Source organism: Leptospira kanakyensis (genome assembly GCF_004769235.1).
Classification (GTDB): domain Bacteria; phylum Spirochaetota; class Leptospiria; order Leptospirales; family Leptospiraceae; genus Leptospira_A; species Leptospira_A kanakyensis.
Genome location: NZ_RQFG01000018.1, coordinates 272,896 through 298,783, shown reverse-complemented (window position 1 = coordinate 298,783; position 25,888 = coordinate 272,896). Strand labels below are relative to the sequence as shown.

Below are 25,888 nucleotides of genomic sequence, written 5' to 3'. Positions count from 1 at the left end.
AATAGATTGGGATACCGTACGAAAAAAAGAAAGTCAAGACCTCTTTTTGGCTACGATGAGCATCCTTGCGCCGGTTTTTATATACTTTTCACCGTCGTAGTTGCTATAAACATGAAGGACATCAAATTTATTATCGTCTAAGAAATTCTGAACCTGTGGAAAATGAAAGACACGCATCGTATGTTTGTCTTTTAAATCCTTTTGATTTAGATTATATACATAATTCACTTCTACAATCGCAACATCGTCTGCTCTTGTTAAACGAAATCCTCGATTTCTACGAATCGAAGTGGCACCTTGGCGCACATTACTCACTGTTGTGATGGGTTTTCGTTTGATACGGTGGATGGGATCCGCATTCCAAATTTCTAAAACCAAAAGGCCAGCTTGTTTTAAGTTTTTATGACAATTACGTAGGAAATTTTGAACCAAATCGTCGTTGATGAGATAATTGAAGGTTCCATACAGACAAATCACTGCGTCAACTGGTTGTTTGGCGACGTAAGCTTCCATTTTTCCCAGTTCAAATTGGCAATGAGGAAATCTCACTTTAGCAATTTCCAACATCCGAGGGGAACCATCGACACCGAGTGGTTTGAAACCCATTCCCTGGAGTTCTTTGATATGTTCCCCCGTCCCACAACCAATGTCCAAAACGGTTTGAATTTTATGTCGCTTAAATGTTTCCCGCAGGAAAAGAATTTCTTCCGAAAACTTGCGGCTTGCTTCTTCGATGGTAAAATAGTATTCGGCCAATTCGGAATAGAGTTTCATTTGCCCCTAGCGGAAAGGGAAAATCAGTTCAGCGAATCCCCATTTTACCCGTTATATTGAGTAACGGCTAAGTCATCATGAAACGATATACAATTCCCACAATTTTTTTTGCCATTGGCGTGGTCCTTCAATATACAATCTATTTTTCCTGGGTCAGTTTTACCTTACTCACCGTTTCGTGTTTGTTACTTGCTTTGTTTTTATATAGTCTGGACTTTCAAAAACAGGAATCCATTGAGAAACAAAACCTAGAACCCGGCAGAGATCTAGGTTCCGATCCTTCTCCGCAAGCCGATGTAGTATTTGATACGAATTCATCTCTTCCCACAGAATCTTCCAATGCGGAACAGGAACCAAAACCAAAAGACATCCTCTGGAAAAAAGATCCTGTTTTACTGGCTCGGGAATCAGTTCATTTAGAAGAAAGGTCTTTGTTTTGTGAAACCGTAAAAGAATTCCCTTTTCCGTTTTTAACAGAGAAAGTCACTTCCATCCAATATGTTTATTATGATGGAAAAGAATTTAAGGAATGTTATTGGCAAAAAGCTGGGATGATGGTAGAAACTGATGACAATCCTGTGGAGTGGGAAGAATATGAAGAAGGAAGAGTCAGAGAACTCCTACCTGCAATTTCATTCGACAAACGAAAGTTATACATCCCTCTAACAATGAATGCACATTTATTTGGATTTTTATGTTTTTCTACAAAAGAATCTTGGAACGAATCGGACATCCAATCCTTCTGGGAGAAATCAACCACCATCTCAGAAAAAATTATGGCCAAAAAAGAATACTTTAAAGTAACAAAACATCCTGTTTCCAAACTGTTTAATGTATCTCATTTTTATGGGATGGCAAAATCAGAATTTGAATCCCAAGGTAAAGTTACTCTCATTTTATTCAAATTCATAGATACCAACTTCCAATCAGAAATTGCCATTGGTTTGAACTTACTCGGAAAACAAAATGCAGTTCTTGGTTTAGGTTTGTACCAACTAGAAGATAACTTATACGCGAGTATGATTTCCAATGACAGACTTGATGATTTTACCGAATTTTTCAAACAATTCATTGAAGAACTCGATAGTCTAGGATATCCATCCGAAGTGGCCCTTGGATATTCTAACAAATCCATCCCAGGTATCAAATTTGATGTTTGGATCAAAGCCGCATACAAATCCTTAGAAGAAAGTATCCTCTACCACGCAGCATAAATGGATCCGCTCATTGATGAAAAGTTTATCCTAACAGTTTCGCAAGTATTACCGGAACATTTTCAAAAAACTCTATTGGTTTTTGCGGAACGAGAAGCCTATGGCCCTTCGAAAAATGAAGGGTTATGTTTTGAAAATTGTACCCTTGTTGAATTTGTAGGTGATATCAATGGAAAAGTATATCTTGCTTTAGATGGATATACAAAACTAAAACTCCTTCCAAAAATTGCCAAAGCCTTCCAAATTGATCCCACTTCTCGTTCGCACTCCGCATCCATCATGATGGAATTTGCAAACCAGATCGCTGGAAAATTAATTACGGAGATGAGACTGGGACGTTACGAAATTGATATTTTACCTCCAGAAAATTTAAATCATAAACTCGTTCCTATTTCTTTAGAACACTTTCGCCAGTACATTCTTATCTTTAATCTCAAAGACCGAAGAGGAGAAGAGTATATGGGTAGGCTGTATTTGATTTTATTGTTGGAAAAATTTCCCACTGCCAAAAACTAAAACCGAATGAAACCTTATGTTTTGGCAATCCCACTCGTTTTGAGTTACGCAGGGCTTAAACAAAAAAAACCACTAGAACGTAAAGAACTACAACTACCTGACACTGGCCGGAGAGTGTTTCATTTTTATCCGACAGGTAAAAACCCAGAATCTTTACCTGGGGTTTACATCCAACATGGAATGAGTGTCATGGGAATTGACGATCCACGGATTTTGGAACTTGCAGAAAACATTGCTAATTCCAATCACAGTGTCTTCCTTCCTGAACTTCCCGAAGTCAAAGGACTTAGAATTGAAGAACAAACCATAACACATATCCAAGATTTAATGATGGAAATCCATTCCACCAAGCATTTGTTCAATGGAAGTGATTTAGGTTATCTCTCGGCTAGTTTTTCTGGAGGGATGGGTCTCATTGCCGCATCCAAATCCAATATTAGAAACAAAATCAAAACTTCCATGGCCATTGGTGCCTATTGCGATTTTTTGGATACGGTGCCATTTGTTTTTTCAAATTATGAAATTGATCCGTACGCAGTGTACGTGATCCTTTATAATTTTATCCATCGTTTTGAACCGGCACTTGCCGAAGAATTACAACCCGTATATTACGAAGCGGCACTCGACAATGGACTGAAACGAAACGGAAAAAGCGCCCTAACAGAAACTTTGCTCAGTCGCACTTCTACCCGTGCCAAAGATTTTTTTTCTGAGGTAGGGGCCGACGGAAATTTCAGGAAAGAACTAGCAAAGCGAGTTCTGGACACTGTTCCGAAAAACCTTCCGGAAAATCTTTCCCCGTTTTACCAGTTGGAAACCTTAGCCGGTCCAGTTTCCCTCCTTCATGGAAAAACAGACCCGGTCATTTCCCCAGAGGAATCGGAAAAACTCACTAGGCTCTTCCAGAAAAAACAGATTCCTTATGTCTACCGCAGCTCGACTGCCCTCACCCATGGGGATAGCCTTCCCCTGCACTCTCAAATTTTTGGGGTTCCGGCCCTCCTCCAGACCTTCGGAAGTTTTCTATATTGGCTCGGCCGATAGAATTTGTCGTTTCTCCTAAGAAACCTGCCGATAATCATTACAGAATGGACGTAAAAAATGCACCGGACTTCAATCCGGAACGGGGACTGAAAATCCAAATCTCCGAGGATCGACTGACAGCAACATTGGTGGCAAAACCAATATGGTTGTTAGGTGGTTCTATGAGCAACATATTGATTTATGAAGCACTAGACAACGCGTCCATTCATAGGGATCGGATTTTGATGAAAGAGGTTGATAAAGCTGCCATCGAAATCGATAAAATTTTGAAAGATCCCACTAAGGTAAAAGAAGATTTTAATTTTGTAGTCGCACAAGGAAACCCCGCCAAACAAGGGGAAAGTGGTTGGATCAAATTTTATTTCCCCAGGGCCCAACGAGTTGTTTTGAAAGACGACGGATCCGCAGATTATAGAAACATTAATAAATACGTCCACGTAAAAGAGGGAGAAAGGTTAGCCACTTTGTTTGAAGGAATTGCCGGAGAACAAGGGGTAGATGTACTCGGAAATCCTATTTACCCTAATCCCATTGACAGACCAAGACTTACTTTAGGCAAAAACGTCCTTCCAAAAACCATCGAAGATCCGGAAAAACCAGGAAGACAACTAAAAGAATATTTTGCATCCTTAAGTGGAGTTGTATTTTCAACGGACAACTCTCTCACCGTATCACCAGAGTTAAATATTGAAAGTAACATTGGACTTGGAACAGGAAACATTAATTTTGAAGGAACCATCCGTGTCAAAGGAACCATCGAAGAAGGTGCTGTTGTCAAATGCCAAGGATCTCTTTATTTGGATGGGAACGTAGAATCTTCTGATGTCATCGTAGGTGAAGATTTAGAAGTCAAAGGTGGGGTTAAATCCAAAGGGAAAGGTGTCATTCGTATCAAAGGTGATCTTCGTACAAAGTTCATCGAAAACGGAAACCTTGAAATTGATGGGGATTGTATTGTAGAGAATTTTATTTTAGGAAGTAAAATCCTTTGTTTGGGAAATATCATTCTAACAGGTGAATCTTCTTCCATCATTGGATCAGACTTAGTTTCCTACCAAGGAATCACAGTGTCTTCTTTTGGATCCACAGCACAAATGGACACCGTTGTAGAAGTTGGATTTCATTTTAGAAATGATCGTTTGTTTACAGAAGGTAGTTCCAAACTAGCGGAGTTTGAAAGAGAACTAGAAGCCCTTGTCCCTGAAATCCAAAAGATCAAAGAAGTGGTACAAAGGTCTCGTGGCAAAATTGATGATGCGAGAAAAGAAAAGTTCAAAGAGATCTTTGATGCGTATCAGAAAAAAAGTAAAACCGTAGAACTATTAAAATCAAAAATCGAAGAACTGAAAGGGGCTCGTTATAACCAGGACAACGTGAAAGTTGTGGTTCGTAACACGGCTCACCCTGGTGCTGTCATCAAGTACAGAAGACAAGTGGAAAAAATCACGAAAGCGCAAAGCTCGTTTGTGATGAACTTTTTCCCCAACCAGGAAAAAGCAATGTTAACGGCTTTTAAAGGCAAATAACCTTACAACGATTACAGATTTAACCCAAGTTTTTTCAATTTGGGAAAAATCACATAGTGGCAGTAGGGATTTTGCGGATTCAAACTAAAATAGTTTTGGTGGTAATCTTCCGCTGGATAAAACTCCGGTGCCGGAGAAATTTCTGTCACAATCGGATCAGGAAACATAAAGGCATGTTTTCGTTTGGACTCCACTGCTAGTTCTTTTTGTTTTTCATTCAAATAGAATATCACAGAACGGTATTGTGTCCCTACATCATTTCCTTGTCTGTTGAGAGTTGTGGGATCATGAGAGGCCCAAAAGATTTCTAAAATTTTAGAATAGGTAATGATCTCAGGATCAAACTCAATCTCGATGACCTCGGCATGACCCGTGGTTCCCGTACAGATTTCTTTGTATGTTGGATTTTTGGTCGATCCACCTGCATATCCCGATTTTACAGAAACAATTCCGGGTATTCTAAGATACACAGCCTCCGTACACCAAAAACATCCACCACCTAAAATTATCTTTTCCGTCATACAGACTTTAGACGAAGAGAAATCTCCTCTGGCGTAAAACATCCAAATTCTGTAATAAAGTTTTTAATTAAATGAGCTTTTGTGACATCAAACGAGGGATTCAAAGCCCTTGCTCCGACAGGTGAAGTTTTCCCTTCCGGAAATAAATAATTTCCATTTTCAGATTTCAAAAAGTCAAACTGGGTGACCTCTGATTCTTTACGCATTTCGATGGGAATTTCTACACCTGTTTTTAAATTTAGGTCAAAACTATCTTTAGTGGCACAGACATAAAAAGGAACACCATGTTCTTTGGCCACTATCCCCAAATTATAAGTCCCTATTTTATTGGCAGTATCTCCATTGGCAGCAACACGGTCGCAACCAACAAGCACGGCATCAATTTTACGATGGTTCATCAGCCAGCCACTCATTCCATCGGTAATGATATAACATTCAATTCCCTCTTCCATCATCTCAAAAGCGGTAAGCCTTGATCCTTGTAAAAAAGGCCTAGTTTCATCTGCATAAACTACCACTTTTTTTCCCGCATCACGTAGGCTCCGAATGACACCAAGTGCCGTTCCATGCCCTGCTGTTGCCAGAGCTCCCGTATTACAATGAGTGATGATATGAAATTCGGATTGGTCTTTAGAAAACAGTGAAACTCCATTAGCACCAAGTGCTTTATTGGCAGCCAAATCTTCTTCCATCATTTTCAGACCGTACGTTTCCCAAATTTTTGTTATCTCTTTCCAATCAGAAACACCTTGTACTAATTTTTTTGCTTCCCGAATGGCAAAACTCAAATTAACGGCCGTTGGACGAGACTCTAAAACAGAAGAAAGTAAGGTTTCTATTTCTTTTGGATTCGCAGCACCTGACTGTAATTTGGCGCCTAAGGTCAAACCAAAAACACCAGTGATGGCAATGGCAGGGGCTCCCCTAACAGCCATTTCTCGGATTGCGGAAATAGTCTCTTCCGCAGTGGTTAGTTTTAAAAATTCCTTTTTCCCTGGGAGAATTCGTTGGTCGAGAAGTTCTAAATGAGTGGATTTCCACTGGATGGGCAAAAATTCCGGGTGAGGCATCTATCCATTTTTTTGGTGCGATGCGGGAAAAAAATACAAAAACAGGTTGACAAATCCCTGTGCGCCGCACAAAAAGAGATAGTGCATTGCACAAAACAAGAACCGAAAAAGGGGAAATGAAAATGGAACAACAAGTAAAAGACGGATTAAACTTCATCCTAGGCGCAGTAAACACAGCAAAAATCGAAGCTGAAAAAGCTTTTTCTGATATCAATGCTGGATTTCAAAACCTAGCTGCTAAAGGCGCTCAAGACCAAAGCGAAGTTTCTGTAAATCTTAGAAAGTACCTTCAAGAAGGAATTTCTCAAGTAGAAACAATCATTGGAAAAGCAAACACTGTTGTAGCTGATGCAAAAGCAAAAGTAGCAACTGTTACATCTAAAGCTTAATCAAATTCAATTTTAATAAAAGCCCGGATAGGTAACTTTATCCGGGATTTTTTTTCTGAAACTCAGTCTTCCACTCTTTCCAAAATTCACCGATCTCATTTAAAAAATAAATATCTAAAGCCTTACTGTCCGGAAAACTTTCATAATTGATTTCAAACGAAGTGAAGTTTTTTTCATTTGAGGTGATAAGCCTGGTTCGAAATATTTCCATTAACTCAAGTCTCAAATTCTGAAATACATATTCCATATTTGACTGTTCGAGTTGGAAAAATTTTTCCAACGCAGAAACAAAAATATGGTCTGCCGCTAAAAACGAATACTCGACAGAGTCTTTTGCCATTTCTGCAAATAGTGATTCCCAATGATCGGCCAAAACACTTTCTTTATTTTTACAATCATAGGCTTGGCAAATAGAAGCTCCATAAAAGGAAAAGTTTTGGCTTTTTGGATCTCCGGTAAAGATAGGATGGATCATACATCCTATCCGCCCTTTGTTTGGATCCACGTATCCTAAAAAAGGACAGTTATAAGTCATATCGTCTTTTTTAGGAAGATGTGTTTCTTTATTCTCTCTGTTCTTTCGGAAAACAGGGAAACTATGTCGAACTTCAAAGTTGACAGTGGTTTTAAATTCTTCGGTTCTTTCTAATAATAAAGTTTTAAATTCTTTTGGTTGTAGTTTTAAATTGAATAAACCACAACAAGCACCACAAGAAACGTTACCAACACCTGGATGGCATAAACTCAATTCTTCGCGGCTCCAGAAACAAAAAGGGTGAGACCGTTAAACACAAGTTCCAAATCTCCCGTTTCTTTTTTTTCCTTAACATAAGTATGGAAAGGAATCAAAATTTTTCGGCCTTCATGAACCAAAACAAGATTTCCTTTATGTTTAGAAAGTTGTTCTTGTAATTTATCTTTGGAACCAGGGGAAGATGGATACAAATAAGCAGGTTTGATTCCTTTAAAATAAAAATGTGGGTTTTGATTTTCAGAAACTAAAAGGATATTGACTCGTTCCAGTTCCGCAAACTCAAGTAACATATTTTCTAAAAAAAACTGCAAAATGATTTGGTAAGACTCAATTTCTTCTTCTTTGATTTCATCTTTTTCCCAAGATTCCATCCATCCCACAATTTTGAAAATGGTTTCCTTTTGTTCATGTAGAACAGGCAAAGTTTCTTCCAAAATACTAGAGATTTTTAATTTTTGAAAATCCCAAACACAACCATAAACCAACTCCCACCATTTACGGATCGATACCGCATCATCAGGGTTATTCGGGATTGATTTGTTCATTGCATGGGCAGCATGGTCACTAAACACCATCATTCCCACTACTTGGCTGATGGCCTCAAACAATTTAACCAAATTTAAAATGTTATTTTTACCTGATGATTTTGATTTATCAGATTTAGATAACTTTGAATAAGCGACCGCAATGGGTGTGGGATAAAATTCCAAAACTGCTGTTGGATTTAAAATTTTTGCAGAATTCAAACTTCTTCTTTCTTTGACAAACATTGAAAAATCTGGATTCCCGTACAATGCATAGTTTGCCCAAGTCAAATCGTTGGCGTGATAGTTACGTCTTGCGAATTCTTTGGACAAAAACAAAGACTCACCTACAGTTTTATCCGAAAACAAATAAGTATAAAATCGAACTGTGAAATCAATTGTTCTTTCGTTGTCTAAAATTTCCCAATTGGTTCCGACAAAGGTTTTGATACCTGCAGTTAAAAATGCTCCTGCATATTGGTTCATAATGTTTGTATTCAATTTTTTACCTGCATATTTTGCAGACATACAAGAATTGGAAAATACTAAATCTGTATCGATTCCTGTCGATTTGATTTCCCTTGCTTTTAAAACTTTGCCGTCAGATAACAACCAACCATTTTCCAATGAATCATCCGAAAAATGAAGATGCCCCGAATAATGAATGATATGTTTATCCTTAATAAGAGAAAGTAACTTAAGTTTGGTGACTTGTTTACCACCGATAAATTCTAATTCCAAAAGATGTGTAGGAACCTTTTGGCTGAGTACAGAAAATAAAACTTCCCCTTCTTTTTGTGCATGAGGAAGGTCTTCTGTGGGATCGGCAATGATGAGCATCTTTATCTTTCGGTTTTCATGCCTGGTGGGACGGTGTAACCCTCCACGAATGGTTTTACCAATGCGAAATTTATCGGAAAGAAAACTAGTTCCATCATGCAAAAGCTCCCAAGGAACTAATGCGAGTGCCGGATCAATATTAAAATGAATGCTATGTTTGGAGGTATTTTTTAATTTTTCAATAATGGAAAGAGGAAAAAACTGTTGGTAAAAGGTTTCACCTAACACTTTCAAGTCTTGCAGAATATCAGCATTCAGAATTTGGTTCGGATTGGAAAGAACCGACTGGGAAACATGAACCAATCTTTCAACTTCACCTAAATATTCAAAAATTAGGTCGTCATCTAACGTGGATTGTATATGGGATTCTTCTACAGGAAGATTATCTTCCAAAACATTGAAGATATTGACGTTACCAACTCTATCGATGATAAGGGAGAGCATGCTCCCATGAACCTATCCAACGAGGATAGACAAGTCAAACGATTTTGATTGGCCAGATCCTACAAACTCTATGGTGTAACTACCAGGGACTAAACCCGAAAAACTAGCACTGCCTTCTAAATTGATTTTGCTGGACAAAATGAACCTTCCTTCTCGTCGTAAGTTGACCTGTTGGAAAGCGGGGGATCCCTCTGCTTTGACAGAAAGATAGACCTCTCCTTGGTTTTCTTTGACGATTTGGTAATAGAACTTTTGGTCTTCGCTAGTGGTTTCCTCAAAGATAACGGAATTGGCATCCCCAGAACGCACCTCAGCAGAGGCAGACCGCATCGAAGGAGCAAATTCAAAACTTTCTTTGATTTGTAAGGATTCCACCAAACTATCGATCACCCGAATCCCCGACTGTGTGAGACGAACGATGAGGCTGTCTTTTTTTTCAGGAAGAGTTAGGTTTTTACGAGTGTATTCTTTTAAAAATTCCGGTAAGGCAACGGGAGATTGTTTTAAGGTTAGTTCAGCCTTGGCTAAGTCCCAAGTCTCGGCGAAGGAGTGGTTGGCTACCGTTTCCCCACGTAGGTTTGCAAAGAATGCCTCTTCACAAAATAAAAAAGCCTCTAGTAAATCAGGATGACTTTGCAACTCATCCTCACTCGGAAATTCACCTCGGGCAAAAAGCCCTCTAGCTAATTCCAGAACGTTTGCGTTAAATCCCTGATTTTCCATGTCAAATTCCACCCTGTAAATTAAGACGAAGGAAATTACGCCTCTCCAGCCATCGAATGCATTTTTTTTTGCATTTTTTCCAGAACTCGGAGCAAGGTGACACTGACCCCACCCTCGGAAATCCCTAAGATTCGGGCAATTTCGCGGTAAGGGGTGCGGACAAGGAAGTGCCCTTTTTGTTTTTTCTCGATGAGTTTCTTCCTTTGCTCATACTTTTTGGCCAATGCATGGTCCAATCGTTCTTTATAATATAGTGCTTCTACGGAATCTCCCTGGGCTTTGGATTTTTTTTGTTCCTTCAAATCCAGAATATTCAAATACAAAGAAGTGATTTTATCTTCCATCTTTAAGTTTTCTTCTTCGCGGCTAGAAAGTTCCTCACGGAGCCTGAGAACTTCGATGCGGATTTCTTCATCCGAACGATTTGTTTTCTCCGCAATGAATCGGATCTCTTCCGGATCCAAATGGAGGTAATAAACAAAGGACAGTTTGAACACCACACGGTTCTCAATTTTGATTGTGGATAATACCGAATTAAATTGGTCGGAAACATCCACTGCCAAAGCCAGCGCTTCTGACCTTTTGTCCGGTTCGTCTTCGATGGTGCTGTATTCTTTCCCATCTTTATTGACTTTGGATACAGTTTGGGTTTTGACTTCTCGTTTTGTGCGCTGCCAATCGATGAGTAAATTTCTGAGAACTGAAAAAAACCAAGTTTTGAAGCTGGATTTTCCCACAAAACTTTTGAACCGTTTCCCGGTTTTTAGGCGTTCGAATGCATAAATATAATAATCGGATGCATCGTCCTCGCTTAAGTGGAAAACACGGATGGGGAAATTATAAATATCTTGTGAATAGATGTCAAAAAACGTTTGTAGCGACTTTTGGTCACCAGCACCGCAGGCCTTAACAATTTCTAAAATTTCTTCGTTGGTATGAGAAGTCAGTTTCATTATCTACTTTCCTAAAAAGGAACCTGCTGCGAGACTTCTCTAAACATGAGAAGTATTGTTGTAGTCTTCGGTCTCTTGGCAAGTTTTATTTTCGCAGAAGAACCTGTATCCGAAACAAAACCCGAGTTCGTTTGGCCCATCCAGGGTTTGGATTTGCCAGCTCTCATCACGAGTACTTTTGGGGAATCAAGAAAGGATCATTTTCACAATGGTCTGGATATTTCTTCGGTTTTACAACCCGTCAAAAGTATGAGCCAGGGTTTCATTCTATACTCCCGTTATGCGGAAGATGATCCCTTTGAAGAGGAGAGAGGTTCGGGAAATATTGTCTGGGTGGCACATAAAAGCGGTTATGTGAGTGGTTATTACCATCTTGGGGGCACTAGGAATGAGACAGTAAGAACCGGCAAACAGATATCTGCTGGTGATACCATTGGAATCTCTGGAAACACAGGCCATTCGACTGGGGGCCACTTACATTTTGTTTTAGGAAAGGACTATGGAAAAACCCTTCTAGATCCTTTGGCCTATCTCCCTGCGGTAGAAGACACGATGCCTCCACAAATTGCCAATCTCTTCATTCACGTAGGTGAAAACTTTACAAATTTAAATGATGGCGACAATATCAATGTTTCCAAGGCCTTTCCTCTTACGGTCAGTATCATTGACGGTGGTGTTAAAAATAGCCAACGCCGCGGTGTGAAAGATGTAAAATTTCTCTTCAATGGAGAGGCTTACAAACAAGCCAACTTTTCCTCGTTACGGTTTGAAGAAGGTAAATGGAAAACCAAAGAGGGACATAGTTTTGATGATTTGTTTTTTAAAGATCGTTATTTGGTAGGCATTCTGAATTTAAAAGCAGGAGAAAATACCATCAAAGTACAAACCAAAGATTTTAGTGGAAAAGAATCAGAAAGAAGTTTTAGCATCAACATTACAAGGATTAGTGGAGGAAATTAATCCCCCACTAATTGATTACAACCCCAGATTAAAACAAATTAACTTGTTACTGACTGATTGGTATACAATTTAGATATCTCTGCTTTGTATTTGTCAGTGATCACATGTCTTTTTAAAGAAAGTTTTGCCGTCAATTCATCACCCACTTCAAATGGTTTTGGTAAAACCACAAGACCCACAACCCTTTCAAACGATTTGAATCCAGTTTGTGAATTTACTTTTGTTTTGATTTCGGATTCAATTTTTTGAATCACCTCTTTCTGATTCCAAAACTCTCCCGCTAGTGGTTCCTCAAAGCGGGTGATGTTTGGATATACAAGAACACTCAAATACTTTTGGTCTTGGCCTACCACCATACATTGGTCAATCCATTCAGACTCCAAAATTTTGGATTCAATTGGGACTGGTTCCACATTTTCACCACCTAACAAAACAATGGTTTCTTTCGAACGTCCTACAATTCGAAGGTTATGGTTTGCTGTAAAAATACCCAAGTCACCTGTATTTAGCCATCCATCCACCAAAACTTTATTTGTGGCATCTGGGTTTTTGTAATAACCTGCCATAATTTGTTTTCCCTTTACATGGATTTCACCCTTTCTTCCAAATACAAATTTACCAACTTCAGTATCTAAAAAAACTTCTCCTGTATGAAGATCCACAAGCCTTAAATTAGTTTTTGGAAAAACCCTTCCGACAGAACCAGGAATGATTTCTTCAAATGTCCGCATAGCAAGCACAGGTGCCGTTTCAGTCATCCCATACCCTTCTAAAACAGGAATTCCAATGGTATTAAAAAATTCATCCACATGGTATGGCAGTGCTCCCCCACCGGAACAAGATCCACGAAGTTCCCCACCTGTTGCTTTTCGAATTTTTGATAAAACTAAAAAATCAAAAACCAAATGAGGAACACTCACTAAAAAGAATCGATACAGATGGTAAACAAAACGAATGGTTTGTTTCCAAAAGACAACCGGATGGATGTCCAAAACATTTCCAGTAATGATTTGTCTCGAAACAAAAAATCTTTTGGCAAAGAACATTGCAATTTGAAACATCTTTTGTTTTACCACCGATGATTTTGCCAGTGTTCCTAAAATTCCTGAATAAATACTTTCCCAAAGCCGCGGTGCCGAAGCCATAAAATTTGGTTTCACAAACTTTAAATCTTCTTTTAAGGTGCGAACACTACTATAGTAAGTACAAGCTCCATAGTACAAACTAAAGATTTCAAATATCCTCTCAAAAATATGCCAAACCGGTAGTATCGATAAAATTCGATCTCCTTTCTGTAAATTCAGCGGAAGATTTTTTAATTGGAAAAGAATGTTTCCTTGTGTCAACATCACACCTTTAGGTGTACCAGTGGTTCCTGAAGTATAAATCATGGTAAACAGATCAGATTCTTTGATTGTATGATTTAGAAAAAATTGATCCGATGGATCGGCCTTTCTAAGTTCTTTTCCTTTTGAAGTTAACTCCAATAAGGTGGATATTTTAATTTTTCTGGAACTCATTTCTTTGTTTCCATCTTTTGGAGGATAAATGATTACAATTTCTTTTAGAAATTCAAGTTCCGATTCCAAACGAATTACTTTTTTGAAAACGGTTTCATTCTCTACAAATAAAACTTTCGATTCAGAATGATTCAAAATATATAATATGTCATGATCCGTGACATCGGAGGCACGAGGAACATCAACAGCTCCAAGTAATGTGACTGCAATACTTGTCTGTATCCACTCATAAGCATTGTCAGCAAATATAGCTACTTTTTCTCTTTCGGACAAACTCCCTTGTAGACCAAAAGCCAAATCTTTTGCATCGGAAAGTAAATTGTTGTAAGTTTTGAACTGATAAACACCGGCACCGGTTCGGGTCGCAAAAGCATTTTTGTGCCCGAATTTTGCCGGAAGATCTAAATAAAAATCAATCATGGTTCGCATTGAATTTCCTCGTTACGAAAACCATTTTAATTAAGAATTTTAAGTCTGTCGTCTTGGCGAATTCTTTGAGACTTAGAATTTAAATCAGTTTAACTAAGTTTTGATTGTTTACGAAACTCCGTTGGTGTGGCTCCAACAGTTTCCAAAAATACACGGTTGAAAGTTGACTTAGAATTAAAACCAACAGAATCGGCAATGGAGAGAATCGATCTCTCTTCTGATTCCAATAACAAACGTTTTGCCTCATCGATCCTATATTGATTGATGTATTGATAAAATCCAAACCCATATCGTTTGTGAAAGTATTCCGAAAGTTGACCAGGTTTGACTTCTGCCATCTCTGCTAATTTGGAAAGGCTTAAGTCTTCATCACAATACACTTTTTCTCGCATTAGTTCATACAATCTTTGGTCAATCGTTTCTAATTGAACCGACACCAATTTAGATTTTTCATATTTATTTCTTTGGATGCTATCACGAACATCGGATACAAAGGGTGTCCAAAGTTCGCGGGTAAAGTAATAGAAATACATTAAAACCGGAAGCAGATAAGCACTGAGTTTACGAAAAAAAGGAATTTGAAAAGTGAATCCAATACTTCCTAACAAAAGATCAATCCAAATGAGAAGAATGAATATTAGAGAATAAATTGCTTTTTTAGAAAAGAAAACAGACAACCTAACATTTGGTATCCATTCTTTCAAAAGAAATAATCCTACGGAAAACAAGATAGAAAGTTTAATTCCAAAATTCAAACCAACGATCACAGACCCATATTCTGTTTGGGTCAATTGTTCTAAAAACTCCAATCGTTTCGGATCCGATTCTGAATAAAATGGAATCAAAAAGAAAATTGCGATGATTGCCGGAAAAAAATGATAAATCTTAATTTGAATTTGTTTTTCCAAAAACAAATATTCTAAATACAAATAGAGTAATGTAGAAGATAGAAATACAAAGGGAATATGAACAAGTGTAATGGATGGAAAGTATTTATAAAACCCGGTGAACATAAATGCGCCGGTGAGTAACCATAGCCCAGTGGAAAATAGAATAAAAGACCAGACAAATCCAGATACCTTTCGATTTTGAATTAAATTAGAAAGTGACCAGATCAAACAAAATACAGAGCCAGATCCCATCCAAAGAAACTCGAGTAGTAAGTTTAAGGATATAGAGTTACCCTCCACAATTTTTATCCGTAAACTCTTACTTCTTCACCAACGGTATAACGAACTGTTCCTTTTCCAAGTATGTCGGTTAACATCTTCATCAGATCAGGAGTAATATCTATCGAAAAATGATCATGAGCACGAATGACTTTTTTTTCATCCCCATTTCCAATCAGATGGAAGAACACAGAAGACGCACCACGATGTACGGAAAGAACATCTTGTAATTTCAAAATCACATCTCTATTTTTTTCATCCATCATGTTGATTGTTAAATGGAGTGTTTTTTCCATTTTCTTTTCGATGGTAACCGAATTTAGTTCCTCGAGTTTATTGACAATGATCTGACCTTTTAACTCTGATTCGTCGGCATCTAGGCGTTCTAAAATCCCTCTGATAAAAACTGTATTGTCTTCTGTGAATAAATGTTTGAATTCGGCATAAGTTTTAGGAAAAGCCACACACTCAATTTCGCCGGTTTGGTCTTCCAACATAAAGTTCACAAACTCTTCTTTTTTCTTAGTGAGTTTGACTACTTTTTTAGAAAGAACTCCAGCGATTTCTACCTTTGATTTGGGACGAACCTCTTCTAAGTTTTCTATGGTAGTCGGTTTTAGAGTTTTTAATTGTTCTGTAAATTTATCTAGGGGGTGGCCTGACAAATAAAGTCCAGTTGTTTCCTTTTCTCTTTTGAGTAACTCATCACCATTCCACTCAAGTCCATCTTTTGGAAGATTCAGTTCCTCTTCCCCTCCGCCATTGGCACCACCAAACAAAGAAAACTGGCCTTCTTTTTCTTCCGCCTGTTTTTTATTAGAGTAACTTAGAATGATATCAGTAGATTCAAAAACTGTTTTTCGTGTATAACCAAAGGAATCGAAAGCACCACCTTGCGCAAGGGACTCGAGTACTTTTTTGTTAGCAAGTCTTGTATCCAATTTTTTGGTGAAGTCACCAAGTTGTTTGTACCCACCGATGGATTTTCGATTGGAAATGATATTTTCAGCAGCAAGTTCTCCCACACCTTTGATAGAGGACAAACCAAATCTTACGGTTTTATCATCAGTGATTTCAAAAGAGATTCCTGATTCTTTGACATCAGGTCCTAAAATGCGTATCCCCATTTCCTTAGCGTTGTTGATGTATTTCACAACATCGGTGATTTTTGAATGATCTCCAGATAATAGAGCTGTTAAGTATTCAATAGAATAATTGGCTTTTAAAAAAGCAGTTTGGTAAGTGACAAATGCATAAGCCACTGAGTGAGATTTATTAAATCCATACTCACCAAATTTTTCTAACTGTTCAAAAAGTTCTATGGCAAGTTTTTCGTTGATCTTTTTTTCGATCGCACCTTTCACAAACTTCTCTTTTAATGCTGGAAGTTTAGATTTGTCTTTTTTGGCCATCGCCTTACGAAGAACATCCGAATCTCCCACCGAGTATCCACCCATAATTCGTGAAATACCCATTACCTGCTCTTGGTAAACAACCACTCCGTAGGTTTCGCCCAAAACTTCTGCTAAACTTTCATGCGGAAAAACAACTTTCTTTTTCCCGTTTTTACGATCTAAATAGTCATCCAACATCCCCGATCCCATTGGACCTGGACGATATAACGCAAGCAAGGCGGCAATCTCTTCAAATTTTTGTACTTGTGCTTTGGCAAAAAGATCACGAATTCCAGAAGAAGAATCCAACTGGAATATCCCAAGTACATTTGCCTTTCGTAACAAACTAAATGTGGCCGGATCATCGAGCGGAATTTTATCTAAATCAAGTAAGATCCCATGACGTTTTTCGATGAGTTTGGTTGCATGATGGATGGTAGTTAAGTTTTTTAAACCTAAAATATCCATTTTGATCAGTCCCACTTGTTCCGACATATTTTTATCGTACTGAGTGACAATGGAACGACCATCTCTACCAGGTTCACTGACCGTGGACAATGGAACAATTTCTTCGAGGGCCGTTGGTGCAATCACAACACCTGCAGCATGCCTTCCCACCTGACGGTAGTTACCCTCTAACTTCTGAGCAATATAAAAAACTTTTTTGTTTATATCAGATTTTTCGGCAATGTCTTTAAGATCTTTGGATGTATCAACAGCTTCCTGGATGGTAATTCCCAATTTTTTGGGAAACAATTTACTCATCTCGTTTACTTCTGAAAATGGAACATTAAATACTCGAGCCACGTCTTTGATCGCCGCTTTTGCAGCAAGAGATCCAAAGGTGATGATTTGTCCCACACGGTTCTCACCATACCGATGTTTGATGTAATTAATTACTTCTTCTCGTCTTTCTACACAAAAATCCGTATCAATATCGGGCATATCCTTTCTATCAGGATTGAGAAATCTTTCAAAAAGCAAGTTATAACGAATGGGATCTACGTTTGTAATTCCAAGCGCGTATGCAATGATTGATCCTGCAGCAGAACCTCGTCCTGGGCCCACTGGGATTCCAGCTCTTCTTGCAAAGTTAATATAATCCTGAACAATGAGAAAGTATCCGGCAAAATGCATATTTCGAATCGTCTGCATCTCATACTCTGTTCTTTCTTTTACAATAGGAGTGATCTCTTGGTATTTTTCTTTGATTCCTTCCCACACCAGTTTTTCTAAATAACTATCGGTATCAAAACCTGCTGGTACTTCAAAAGGAGGTAATAAGGGATTTCCAAATTGAAAGTTAAGAGAACATTTATCTCGAATGGCTAAGGTATTATAAAATGCATCTGTATGATCAGGGAAAAGTCCGATCATTTCAGCGGGAGATTTTACATAAAAATTATCATTAAATCCAAATCGCATTTCATCATCGATGTTTTTACGCATACCGATGCGAAGTAAGATATCTTGCGCTTCTCTATCATCTTTTGTTAAAAAGTGAGAGTCGTTGGTAAGAACGAGTGGAATTCCAGTTCGTTTGGAAAATCCCATAACCGCTTCAGCCACAGTTCGTTGTTCCGGAATTCCATGGTCTTGGATTTCTAAATAAAAATCTTCTTTGCGAAAAATTTCATGTAATTTACCAGCTAACGCATACGCTTTATCTTCTTTGCCTTCTAAGATCTTTCGGTTGACTTCTCCGGCAAGACAAGCAGTCAAACAAACAAGACCTTCACTATGTCGTTCTAATAAATCGTAATCAATCCTTGGTTTGCGATAAAAACCTTCCGTAAAGGATCGACTTGCTAATTTGATGATGTTTCTGTAACCCGTTTCGTTTTTACAAAGTAAGATGATATGATAAGCACCACCGTCTGCAATTTCATCTAACTCTGTTTCGGCACTTCTGGAAGGAGTTACATAAAACTCACAACCAATAATGGGTTTAACATCATGTTTGACGGCCTCTTTGTAGAATTCAATGGCCCCATACATGTTCCCATGGTCTGTAATGGCGACAGAACTCATGCCAAGTTCCTTCACACGTTTCATGAGATCGCTGATCCGTATGGCTCCGTCGAGCATGGAATAGGTAGTATGTAAGTGAAGGTGGGCGAAATCTTCCATGGCTTGGTGACATAGTAACTCCAATGGCTTCCTACGTAAAGCGCCCCAAGGATAGAATTTCGGTTTTTTTCGGCCCAAATTGCCAATTCCCAAACCTCCCTGTCCCGTCCAAGCCCAAAAACGATGGAAGTCGATACTGGTTCTTTTAGATTGGTTTTGTTTATGTCACCATTTTCCCTACCTTCCATTTCTCCTGTAACTGATGTTTTGCGAAAGTCCATCCGCAATAAAATAGACAACAAAACCAAACCTTTGGGTTCCTTAGGTGATTTGGAAACCCTTGCCTTACAACTAGCGGAAATCCAAAACACCACTTCCCCAGAGTTAAAAAATCCAAAGCTCATCCTTTTTGCCGGAGACCATGGAATCACAGAAGAACCAGTTTCTTTATACCCAAAAGATGTTACCTGGCAGATGGTGTTAAATTTTTTATCAGGTGGAGCCTGTGCGAATGTCTTCGCCAAACACAGTCATATCGATATGGAAGTTGTGGATGCGGGAGTGGATCATGATTGGGAAGGGAATGCGCCAAAACCAACCGAAAGAAAAATCCGAAAAGGAACTTCCAACTTTTTAAAATCAAAAGCGATGTCATTGGAAGAAGCTAAAGAGACAATTTTAAGTGGTGTAGAACTCATAAACGAAACAAAATACGAATCAACCAATATATTTTTATTTGGTGAAATGGGGATTGGCAACACATCTTCAGCATCTCTCATCTTATCGCATTTAACAGACATTCCACTTAGAAAACTTGTTGGAAGGGGAACTGGACTCAATAACAGCGGAAAAGAAAATAAATTTAAAATTCTTTCTGAAGCATTCAATAGAACTGGAAAACTAAAAGATCCATTAGAAATACTTTCTGAATTTGGTGGTTTTGAAATTGGTATGATGTCCGGGGCTATGATCGGAGCAGCAGCACATAGAAAAACTTTTGTAGTCGATGGTTTTATTTCCACAGCCGCATTTGCAATTGCTTTTGCACTAAACCCAACTGTCAAAGACTATGCCATTTTTTCCCACCTATCCGAAGAAGAAGGGCATACTGTCGTATTGGATCATTGGAAACAAAGACCACTCCTTAGACTCAACCTTCGTTTAGGAGAAGGAAGTGGTGCACTCGCCGCGTATCCACTCATTGAACTAAGTGTAAAATTTCTAAACGAAATGGCATCCTTTGCCGATGCCGGAGTAAGTAATACGGATTCAAAATAATTTATCTATGCAAACAATCGTAACAGAAATTCGCCTATTCTTTGTTTGTTTATCTTTTCTTTCGAGAATTCCTTCGCCCAAATGGATTGGTTTTAAAGAAGAATGGTTACATAAATCAATTAAGTATTCGCCGTCCGTTGGTATCCTACTCGGATCCTTACAATGGATCGTTTTCACCATTTTTCATACATTCCTCGGGCCTTCCGTTTCCTTTGTATTGTCCCTTGGATTTTTGTTAATCCTAACTGGAGCATTTCATGAAGATGGGTTTTCTGATTTTTGTGATGGAATTGGCGGTGGTTGGAAACGAGAAGACATACTGAGAATCATGAAAGATAGTCGTGTAGGGAGTTTTGGAGCCGCAGGAATTTCCCTTCTACTCGTTCTAAAAATTTTAGGTGCCTCTGATTCACTCCAAAATATAAAAATTCATTGGGATCAGATTTCATTTGGAAAACAAAACCAACTAATTTCGGTTTGGTTATATTTTATCTCTGCTCATAGTCTTAGCCGTTTTTTTTCGGTTCTCATGATGAGATTACTCCCCTATGCCAAAGAAGAAGGTTATGCGAAACCAATGGCAAAGGAAATCACCTGGCCACAAACTTTCTTCGCAAGTCTTTCTGGTGGAATTCCTTTTTTTGTTCTTACCTACCTTTATCCAAAATTTTTACTAAGTTTAGCCCTCATCCTTCCTTGTTTGTATTATTTGTATTCACTCATGAAACGTTGGATTGGTGGATTTACCGGAGATTGTTTGGGAGCAGTCCAACAAGTAGTAGAAACTTGTATTTGGGTTTCAGGAGTATTTTTATGGATCTCTATTTAATTCGCCACCCAGAGACCACTGCTCCGAAAGGAACTTGTTACGGTCGTACTGACTTTCCTCTCAAATATCCTGTAGAGGATACAGCTGATTCCACATTTTCTTATTTACCATCTACATTTGACCTTTTCCTTTCCAGTCCAGCACCGAGAGCTCTCAAACTTTCTGCGGCGTTATTATCCAAATACAATTTTTCACCAACAGATCATTCACTAATTCCAACTGACGAACGTTTGTGGGAAATGAATTTTGGAGATTGGGATGGAAAACTTTGGGAAGAAATTCCAAGAAAAGAAACAGTCCCTTGGATGAAAGACTTTGTACATGCAAAAACTCCCGGTGGAGAAGCTTTTACTGATCTTATCTTTCGAATGGATTCTTTTGTCAAGGATTGGACAAAAGATGGAACCTTGAGGATCAATTGGGAAAAAACAAACAACAAATCCTTAAACTCACTGATTGTTGTTTGTCACTCAGGGACAATCCGAGCTGCTCTTTGCAAACAACACGGAATCCCTTACGCAGAAGCCTTCAAATCACCTGTGGACTTTGGTTCTGTCCACAAACTAGAACTAGATTAAACTTTCTTTTTCTCTCCGAGTGGACCTAATTTTGTTAGGATCAAATCGTTTACAAGTTTTGGATCGGCTTTCCCTTTCGTTTCTTTCATCACACCACCAACGATGGCACCGAGAACTCGGTCTTTTCCGTTTTTCCAACCTTCCACCGATTCTGGTTGTGATTCAATCACACGGATTACAATTTCTTCCAGTGCTTTGTCATCACGAACTACTTTCAAACCTTTTGTTTCCACAATGGTCTCTGGTTGGTCTTTGGAAGTTAACATATCTTCAAAGATAGTTTTTGCAATTTTTCCTGTAATCTCACCTGAATTAATGAGTTTTACAAGTTTACCAATGCGCAATGGATCAATGGCAAATTCTTGGATCGAAATATTTTCTTTGTTTACGATTCCAAGAATTTCATCTTTCACCCAGTTGGATGTTTTTTTGGCATCTTCAGAAACAAGGAGAGCTTGTTCAAAATATTCGGCTATTTCGCGTTCGCTGGTGAGCACTTCCGCATCATAATCTGGTAAACCTAGTTCCGTTTTGTATCTTTCCTTTTTTTGTCTAGGAAGTTCCGGCAATGATTTACGAATGTCTTCAATAAAGGAATCAGCAATTTGAATGGTTGGAAGATCTGGTTCTGGAAAATAACGATAATCGTGACTCATTTCTTTGGAACGCATAGGAATGGTTTTAAGTAGAGTGGCATCCCAAAGTTTTGTCATTTGGCGGAATGTTTCTCCACGAGAATACATATCCTTTTGCCATTCGATTTCATAGTCTATCGCTTGTTTTACTGCTTTAAAAGAGTTTAGGTTTTTAATTTCTACACGAGTGCGAAATCCTTTTTCCCCTTTAGGTCGGATGGAAACGTTTGCATCACAACGAAGGGATCCTTCTTCCATATTACAATCAGAAACTTGAATGTATCTTAAGATTGTTTTGAGTTCGTTCAAATAAACATAAGCTTCATCGGAGGAACGAATGTCTGGTTCCGATACAATTTCGATCAGAGGTGTTCCTGCACGGTTGTAATCTACATAGGAACGATTGATTGATGGATCATGAGAGTGGATTAGTTTTCCAGCATCTTCTTCCATATGAATTCTTGTGAGGGGAATGAATTTTTCTTCTGTTTCCCCTTTTAATTTGATATAAACTCCACCTTGTGTTGCATAGGGTTTATCAAACTGAGAAATCTGATAACCTTTTGGTAAGTCCGGGTAAAAATAATTTTTACGATCAAATTTTGTAAACCTTGTGATTTCACATCCAAGGGCCACTCCTGCACGCACTGCTTTTTCTAAAACGACTTCATTTAACACTGGCAAGGTGCCGGGCAAAGCGACACAAAGTGTAGAAATATGAGTGTTGGGGCTACCACCGAATTCATTTGTAGCTGTGGAAAATATTTTTGATAGAGTGTTGAGCTGGACGTGAACTTCCAGACCGATGATGACTTCGTATTCCATGGGTTTGATAACAGGATTTTCCCGGAAAATGAACCTGGCAATTCAATTTCCGAGGGAAATCAATCGAGAGGGTCTGGGGCAGATTGCATGACCAATTTATAGAGGTTTTTTTGCTCCCGAGAAATGCTGATTTCGCCAGTTTGGTGCAGTTTTTTAGTAAACTCAGAAAGATCCCGCACACGGGCCTCAAAGGCAATTCCAATTTTTTTATCCTCTAGGGCAATATGAGACAAAAGCCAATTCCTAAGGTCTTGCACCAAATGCAAACCGGCGCGCGGATTTCCTAATTTGAATTCATCATTTCTCATTTTGATAAATTCGATAAAACGTTTGTGTTGGTTCATATGTTGCACCACATCCGTATATCGAAAGTATCTCATGATTTTGTCTTCTACACTAAAATGGTCTTTTGTGTATTCGATGGCGGCGGCTATCACCCGATGGAAAGTTTCACTGGAACCATCACCTAACTTCAACGAGTTGTCCAACTCAACAATCATTTTTAAAAGCCAAACATGTTGTAAGTCAATGATAGGAATTCCCGTAGACAAATTATATGTTTTCCAAATGTTTCTAATTTCCTGAATGATATCAATGGATTGTTCATGTAAATTGATGTGAGTTGTATCCACTTGCACAATATTTTGGTATATCAAAAGTTGTTCTTTGGAAATTGGATATTTACCAGATTTTAATATTTCATTACAGTAAGATTTTAAATCAATACCACTTGCTTTAAAAAATTCAGCATAATCGGTGTCATCATGTAAGATATGTTGAAATAACCATTTTTTTAGGATTTGTAGAATACCCAAAGCTGCCATTTGATTATTTTTTGCTTCGTAATATTTTTCAGTTAATCGTTCTACAAATTGGCGATGCCCCTGAACATGTTCTTTGTATTTTGGATAGTTAAAATGCTCTAAAATATCTTCTTCTAAGGTAAAATGTTCCGCAACATAGTCCAATGCCTTTCGAAAGGAAGAATGAACATCCACATCGGATCCATCTTTTTCAGATTCCACGATCGTTTCTTCCAATTCCAAGATAATATGAACCAACCAAACATGTTGTAAGTCAATGATAGGGATTCCGAGATGGAATGGTTCACTTAACCAAGTGATTCTTAAGGAATCGAAATGCGCGGAGTAATCCTTCTGCATAATCCCAGAAAAATAGTCATCACGATGGTGTCACGAATTAGAATCAATTTAGGAATTGATATTTATCAGTAATTTCTAAAAAACAAGTATAGGTAGGATTGGATAGAAAGAGCGATAAATTTGTAGCAAAATTAACAAAACACTCTTTGGTTTTACCCAGGGAGTGTTTGTTTTCTCTAGTGAATAAAAACTAAACGAAGAATTTAGTTGTAAACTTCACAATAAATCTCACAAAACTAGAGTAAGGTGGATACATTAGTTTTGCGATAGATGCCTTAGGAGTTTGTAAAACAGATCTTTCATGTGAAAAAGTTTTGAATCCAAAAAGTCCGTGATAACTACCATGACCTGAATGATTCACTCCACCAAATGGAAGATTTGAATTTACCAAGTGAAGGATGACGTCATTGATAACAGTTCCACCAGAACTTGTTCTTTTGATCACATATTTGGATGTACTTCTTTTTTTGGTGAAAATATACAAAGCCAATGGTTTTGGTCTCTCATTGATGATCTGGATGGCTTCATCCAAAGTTTTGTAAGTCACAATCGGAAGGAGTGGTCCAAAAATTTCATCTTCCATAATACGTGCGTCTAAAGAAACGTTTGTAAGGATGGTTGGTGAAATGAAATTATCAGAACTTCTTACTTCTCCACCATAAGCAATTTTTGCGCCTTTTTTCACTGCATCATCAACATAAGAAGATACTCTGCTGAAATTTTTAGCGTTTACGATACGACAAAAGTCTGGGCTCGCAGTAAAGTTTTCTGGTTTGGATTTAAAAAAACTTTCAGTTGTTTCCTTGGCATTTTTAACAAATTCTTCTACTTTTGATTCTGGAATCAGAAGATAATCCGGTGCCACACAGGTTTGTCCTGCGTTCAGAAATTTTCCCCACATGATTCTTTCGGCAGCCACTTTTAAATCAGCATCTTCCGCAACGATAGATGGTGACTTGCCACCTAACTCTAAAGTGACGCTAGTTAGATTTTTTGCAGCAGCAGTCATAACAATTTTACCAACTGGAGTGGAACCAGTAAAAAAGATATGATCAAAAGGAACTTCGAGTAATGCCGTAGCAACAGATACATCACCTTCAAAAACTGCCACTTCGTCTTCAGCAAAAACTTCACTTAACATTGCTTTAATGACATCAGCAGTGTGCGGTGTAAACTCAGAAGGTTTTAACATAATCGTATTTCCAGCAGCAATCGCAGCCGCAAGTGGAGCAATTGCTAGGTGGAAAGGATAATTCCACGGAGCAATGATAAGGCAAACTCCCTTAGGTTCATATACGATGCGACTTGTAGCTCCAAGTAAGGTGGGAGGAGTCATTACGTTCTTAGGCCGCATCCAATGTTTCACATGACGGATGGCATCATTGATTTCTGCAATGGTAGGAAGGATTTCAGTAATGTCCACTTCTCCGGCTGATTTTTTAAAATCGGAATGCAGAGCCGTTTGGATTTCTTTTTGGTATTTGAGAACAACTGCCTTTAGTTGTTTGAGTTTTGTGATTCTTGTTTTGAAATTCGACAAACGAAGTTCCAAAGCCTTTTTCTTTTGCGCCTTGAAAATACGATCAATATCGGATGGAGTAAAACTTTTTGTTTGGATCACAGCCTTTCCCGAAGTTGGGGCTTGTGTTAGAGTGGCTTGGGTCATGGGAATCTCCGTATTACTGACTCTCGTTCATTTAGAGAGGAAGTTCAAGAACTTTTTCAGAATACGGGGCGAATCTATGT

At 38.3% G+C, this 25,888-nt stretch carries 22 protein-coding genes; 9 read left to right on the top strand and 13 right to left on the bottom strand.

What is annotated here, in order from left to right:
* Nucleotides 1-33: 33 nt before the first annotated feature.
* Nucleotides 34-774, bottom strand: a complete 741-nt coding sequence (locus tag EHQ16_RS13820; RefSeq protein ID WP_135633517.1) for a class I SAM-dependent DNA methyltransferase — start codon at nucleotides 772-774, stop codon at nucleotides 34-36.
* A gap of 77 nt (nucleotides 775-851) precedes the next feature.
* Between EHQ16_RS13820 and EHQ16_RS13815 the strand changes: the two genes are divergently transcribed.
* From EHQ16_RS13815 to EHQ16_RS13800, 4 genes are read left to right on the top strand one after another with little or no spacing between them, the layout of a single operon-like run.
* On the top strand, nucleotides 852-1,988 hold the full coding sequence (locus tag EHQ16_RS13815) for a hypothetical protein (RefSeq protein WP_135633518.1): 1,137 nt from the start codon (nucleotides 852-854) through the stop codon (nucleotides 1,986-1,988).
* Nucleotides 1,989-2,504, top strand: coding sequence for a chemotaxis protein CheX (locus tag EHQ16_RS13810; protein ID WP_135633520.1), 516 nt, complete (start codon nucleotides 1,989-1,991; stop codon nucleotides 2,502-2,504).
* 6 nt (nucleotides 2,505-2,510) lie between these two features.
* Nucleotides 2,511-3,548: an alpha/beta hydrolase gene (locus EHQ16_RS13805; RefSeq protein WP_135633522.1), complete on the top strand. Its 1,038-nt coding sequence runs from the start codon at nucleotides 2,511-2,513 to the stop codon at nucleotides 3,546-3,548.
* Nucleotides 3,549-3,592: 44 nt separating this feature from the next.
* Nucleotides 3,593-5,074: a DUF342 domain-containing protein gene (locus EHQ16_RS13800; RefSeq protein ID WP_135633643.1), complete on the top strand. Its 1,482-nt coding sequence runs from the start codon at nucleotides 3,593-3,595 to the stop codon at nucleotides 5,072-5,074.
* Between the two features lie 11 nt (nucleotides 5,075-5,085).
* Here the strand turns inward: EHQ16_RS13800 and msrA are convergent, their stop codons facing one another.
* Together msrA and mtnA are read right to left on the bottom strand one after the other, a co-directional pair.
* Nucleotides 5,086-5,595 (bottom strand): peptide-methionine (S)-S-oxide reductase MsrA, encoded by a 510-nt coding sequence (gene msrA, locus EHQ16_RS13795; protein ID WP_135633524.1) that lies wholly within the window; start codon nucleotides 5,593-5,595, stop codon nucleotides 5,086-5,088.
* Nucleotides 5,592-6,665, bottom strand: a complete 1,074-nt coding sequence (gene mtnA / locus EHQ16_RS13790) for an S-methyl-5-thioribose-1-phosphate isomerase (RefSeq protein WP_135633526.1) — start codon at nucleotides 6,663-6,665, stop codon at nucleotides 5,592-5,594. Before mtnA ends, msrA begins: the two co-directional genes overlap by 4 nt.
* Nucleotides 6,666-6,787: 122 nt before the next feature.
* Here mtnA and EHQ16_RS13785 point away from each other — a divergent pair, with 122 nt between their 5' ends.
* Nucleotides 6,788-7,054: a sigma-54 down-regulated protein gene (locus EHQ16_RS13785; RefSeq protein WP_135633528.1), complete on the top strand. Its 267-nt coding sequence runs from the start codon at nucleotides 6,788-6,790 to the stop codon at nucleotides 7,052-7,054.
* A gap of 37 nt (nucleotides 7,055-7,091) precedes the next feature.
* On the opposite strand, the gene EHQ16_RS13780 is transcribed toward EHQ16_RS13785, so the two are convergent.
* From EHQ16_RS13780 to EHQ16_RS13765, 4 genes are read right to left on the bottom strand one after another with little or no spacing between them, the layout of a single operon-like run.
* Nucleotides 7,092-7,802: a hypothetical protein gene (locus EHQ16_RS13780; protein WP_135633530.1), complete on the bottom strand. Its 711-nt coding sequence runs from the start codon at nucleotides 7,800-7,802 to the stop codon at nucleotides 7,092-7,094.
* A complete protein-coding gene (locus EHQ16_RS13775) occupies nucleotides 7,799-9,616 on the bottom strand; it encodes a CHAT domain-containing protein (RefSeq protein ID WP_135633532.1) in 1,818 nt (605 codons plus the stop codon). The genes EHQ16_RS13780 and EHQ16_RS13775 overlap by 4 nt, the downstream gene beginning before the upstream one ends.
* Before the next feature lie 12 nt (nucleotides 9,617-9,628).
* Entirely contained in the window at nucleotides 9,629-10,339 is a 711-nt protein-coding gene (locus EHQ16_RS13770) for a hypothetical protein (protein WP_135633534.1), read from the bottom strand.
* Between the two features lie 35 nt (nucleotides 10,340-10,374).
* On the bottom strand, nucleotides 10,375-11,292 hold the full coding sequence (locus EHQ16_RS13765) for a sigma-70 family RNA polymerase sigma factor (protein ID WP_135633535.1): 918 nt from the start codon (nucleotides 11,290-11,292) through the stop codon (nucleotides 10,375-10,377).
* A 45-nt stretch (nucleotides 11,293-11,337) separates the two neighbouring features.
* Between EHQ16_RS13765 and EHQ16_RS13760 the strand changes: the two genes are divergently transcribed.
* Nucleotides 11,338-12,252, top strand: a complete 915-nt coding sequence (locus tag EHQ16_RS13760) for a M23 family metallopeptidase (RefSeq protein WP_135633537.1) — start codon at nucleotides 11,338-11,340, stop codon at nucleotides 12,250-12,252.
* 38 nt (nucleotides 12,253-12,290) lie between these two features.
* Here the strand turns inward: EHQ16_RS13760 and EHQ16_RS13755 are convergent, their stop codons facing one another.
* The 3 genes from EHQ16_RS13755 to dnaE all read right to left on the bottom strand — a co-directional run bounded on the left by EHQ16_RS13755 (nucleotide 12,291) and on the right by dnaE (nucleotide 18,894).
* The gene (locus EHQ16_RS13755; protein WP_135633539.1) at nucleotides 12,291-14,201 is read right to left on the bottom strand and encodes an AMP-dependent synthetase/ligase; all 1,911 of its coding nucleotides are present in this window, start codon (nucleotides 14,199-14,201) and stop codon (nucleotides 12,291-12,293) included.
* A gap of 89 nt (nucleotides 14,202-14,290) precedes the next feature.
* A complete protein-coding gene (locus EHQ16_RS13750; RefSeq protein WP_135633541.1) occupies nucleotides 14,291-15,391 on the bottom strand; it encodes a helix-turn-helix domain-containing protein in 1,101 nt (366 codons plus the stop codon).
* Nucleotides 15,392-15,396: 5 nt separating this feature from the next.
* On the bottom strand, nucleotides 15,397-18,894 hold the full coding sequence (gene dnaE / locus EHQ16_RS13745; protein WP_135633646.1) for a DNA polymerase III subunit alpha: 3,498 nt from the start codon (nucleotides 18,892-18,894) through the stop codon (nucleotides 15,397-15,399).
* A gap of 162 nt (nucleotides 18,895-19,056) precedes the next feature.
* Here dnaE and cobT point away from each other — a divergent pair, with 162 nt between their 5' ends.
* The 3 genes from cobT to EHQ16_RS13730 are packed head-to-tail and all read left to right on the top strand — an operon-like array spanning nucleotide 19,057 to nucleotide 21,519.
* Complete coding sequence (cobT, locus tag EHQ16_RS13740) at nucleotides 19,057-20,112, top strand: nicotinate-nucleotide--dimethylbenzimidazole phosphoribosyltransferase (RefSeq protein ID WP_135633543.1); 1,056 nt, start codon at nucleotides 19,057-19,059, stop codon at nucleotides 20,110-20,112.
* A gap of 7 nt (nucleotides 20,113-20,119) precedes the next feature.
* On the top strand, nucleotides 20,120-20,941 hold the full coding sequence (locus EHQ16_RS13735; RefSeq protein ID WP_135633545.1) for an adenosylcobinamide-GDP ribazoletransferase: 822 nt from the start codon (nucleotides 20,120-20,122) through the stop codon (nucleotides 20,939-20,941).
* The gene (locus EHQ16_RS13730) at nucleotides 20,926-21,519 is read left to right on the top strand and encodes a histidine phosphatase family protein (protein WP_135633547.1); all 594 of its coding nucleotides are present in this window, start codon (nucleotides 20,926-20,928) and stop codon (nucleotides 21,517-21,519) included. The genes EHQ16_RS13735 and EHQ16_RS13730 overlap by 16 nt, the downstream gene beginning before the upstream one ends.
* Here the strand turns inward: EHQ16_RS13730 and gatB are convergent.
* From gatB to EHQ16_RS13715, 3 genes are all read right to left on the bottom strand, one after another.
* Nucleotides 21,516-22,979, bottom strand: a complete 1,464-nt coding sequence (gene gatB, locus EHQ16_RS13725; RefSeq protein WP_135633549.1) for an Asp-tRNA(Asn)/Glu-tRNA(Gln) amidotransferase subunit GatB — start codon at nucleotides 22,977-22,979, stop codon at nucleotides 21,516-21,518. The two genes, EHQ16_RS13730 and gatB, sit on opposite strands and share 4 nt — an antisense overlap.
* Before the next feature lie 59 nt (nucleotides 22,980-23,038).
* Nucleotides 23,039-24,142, bottom strand: coding sequence for a bacteriohemerythrin (locus EHQ16_RS13720; RefSeq protein WP_135633551.1), 1,104 nt, complete (start codon nucleotides 24,140-24,142; stop codon nucleotides 23,039-23,041).
* Nucleotides 24,143-24,332: 190 nt separating this feature from the next.
* Nucleotides 24,333-25,808: an aldehyde dehydrogenase family protein gene (locus EHQ16_RS13715; RefSeq protein WP_135633553.1), complete on the bottom strand. Its 1,476-nt coding sequence runs from the start codon at nucleotides 25,806-25,808 to the stop codon at nucleotides 24,333-24,335.
* Nucleotides 25,809-25,888: the final 80 nt, after the last annotated feature.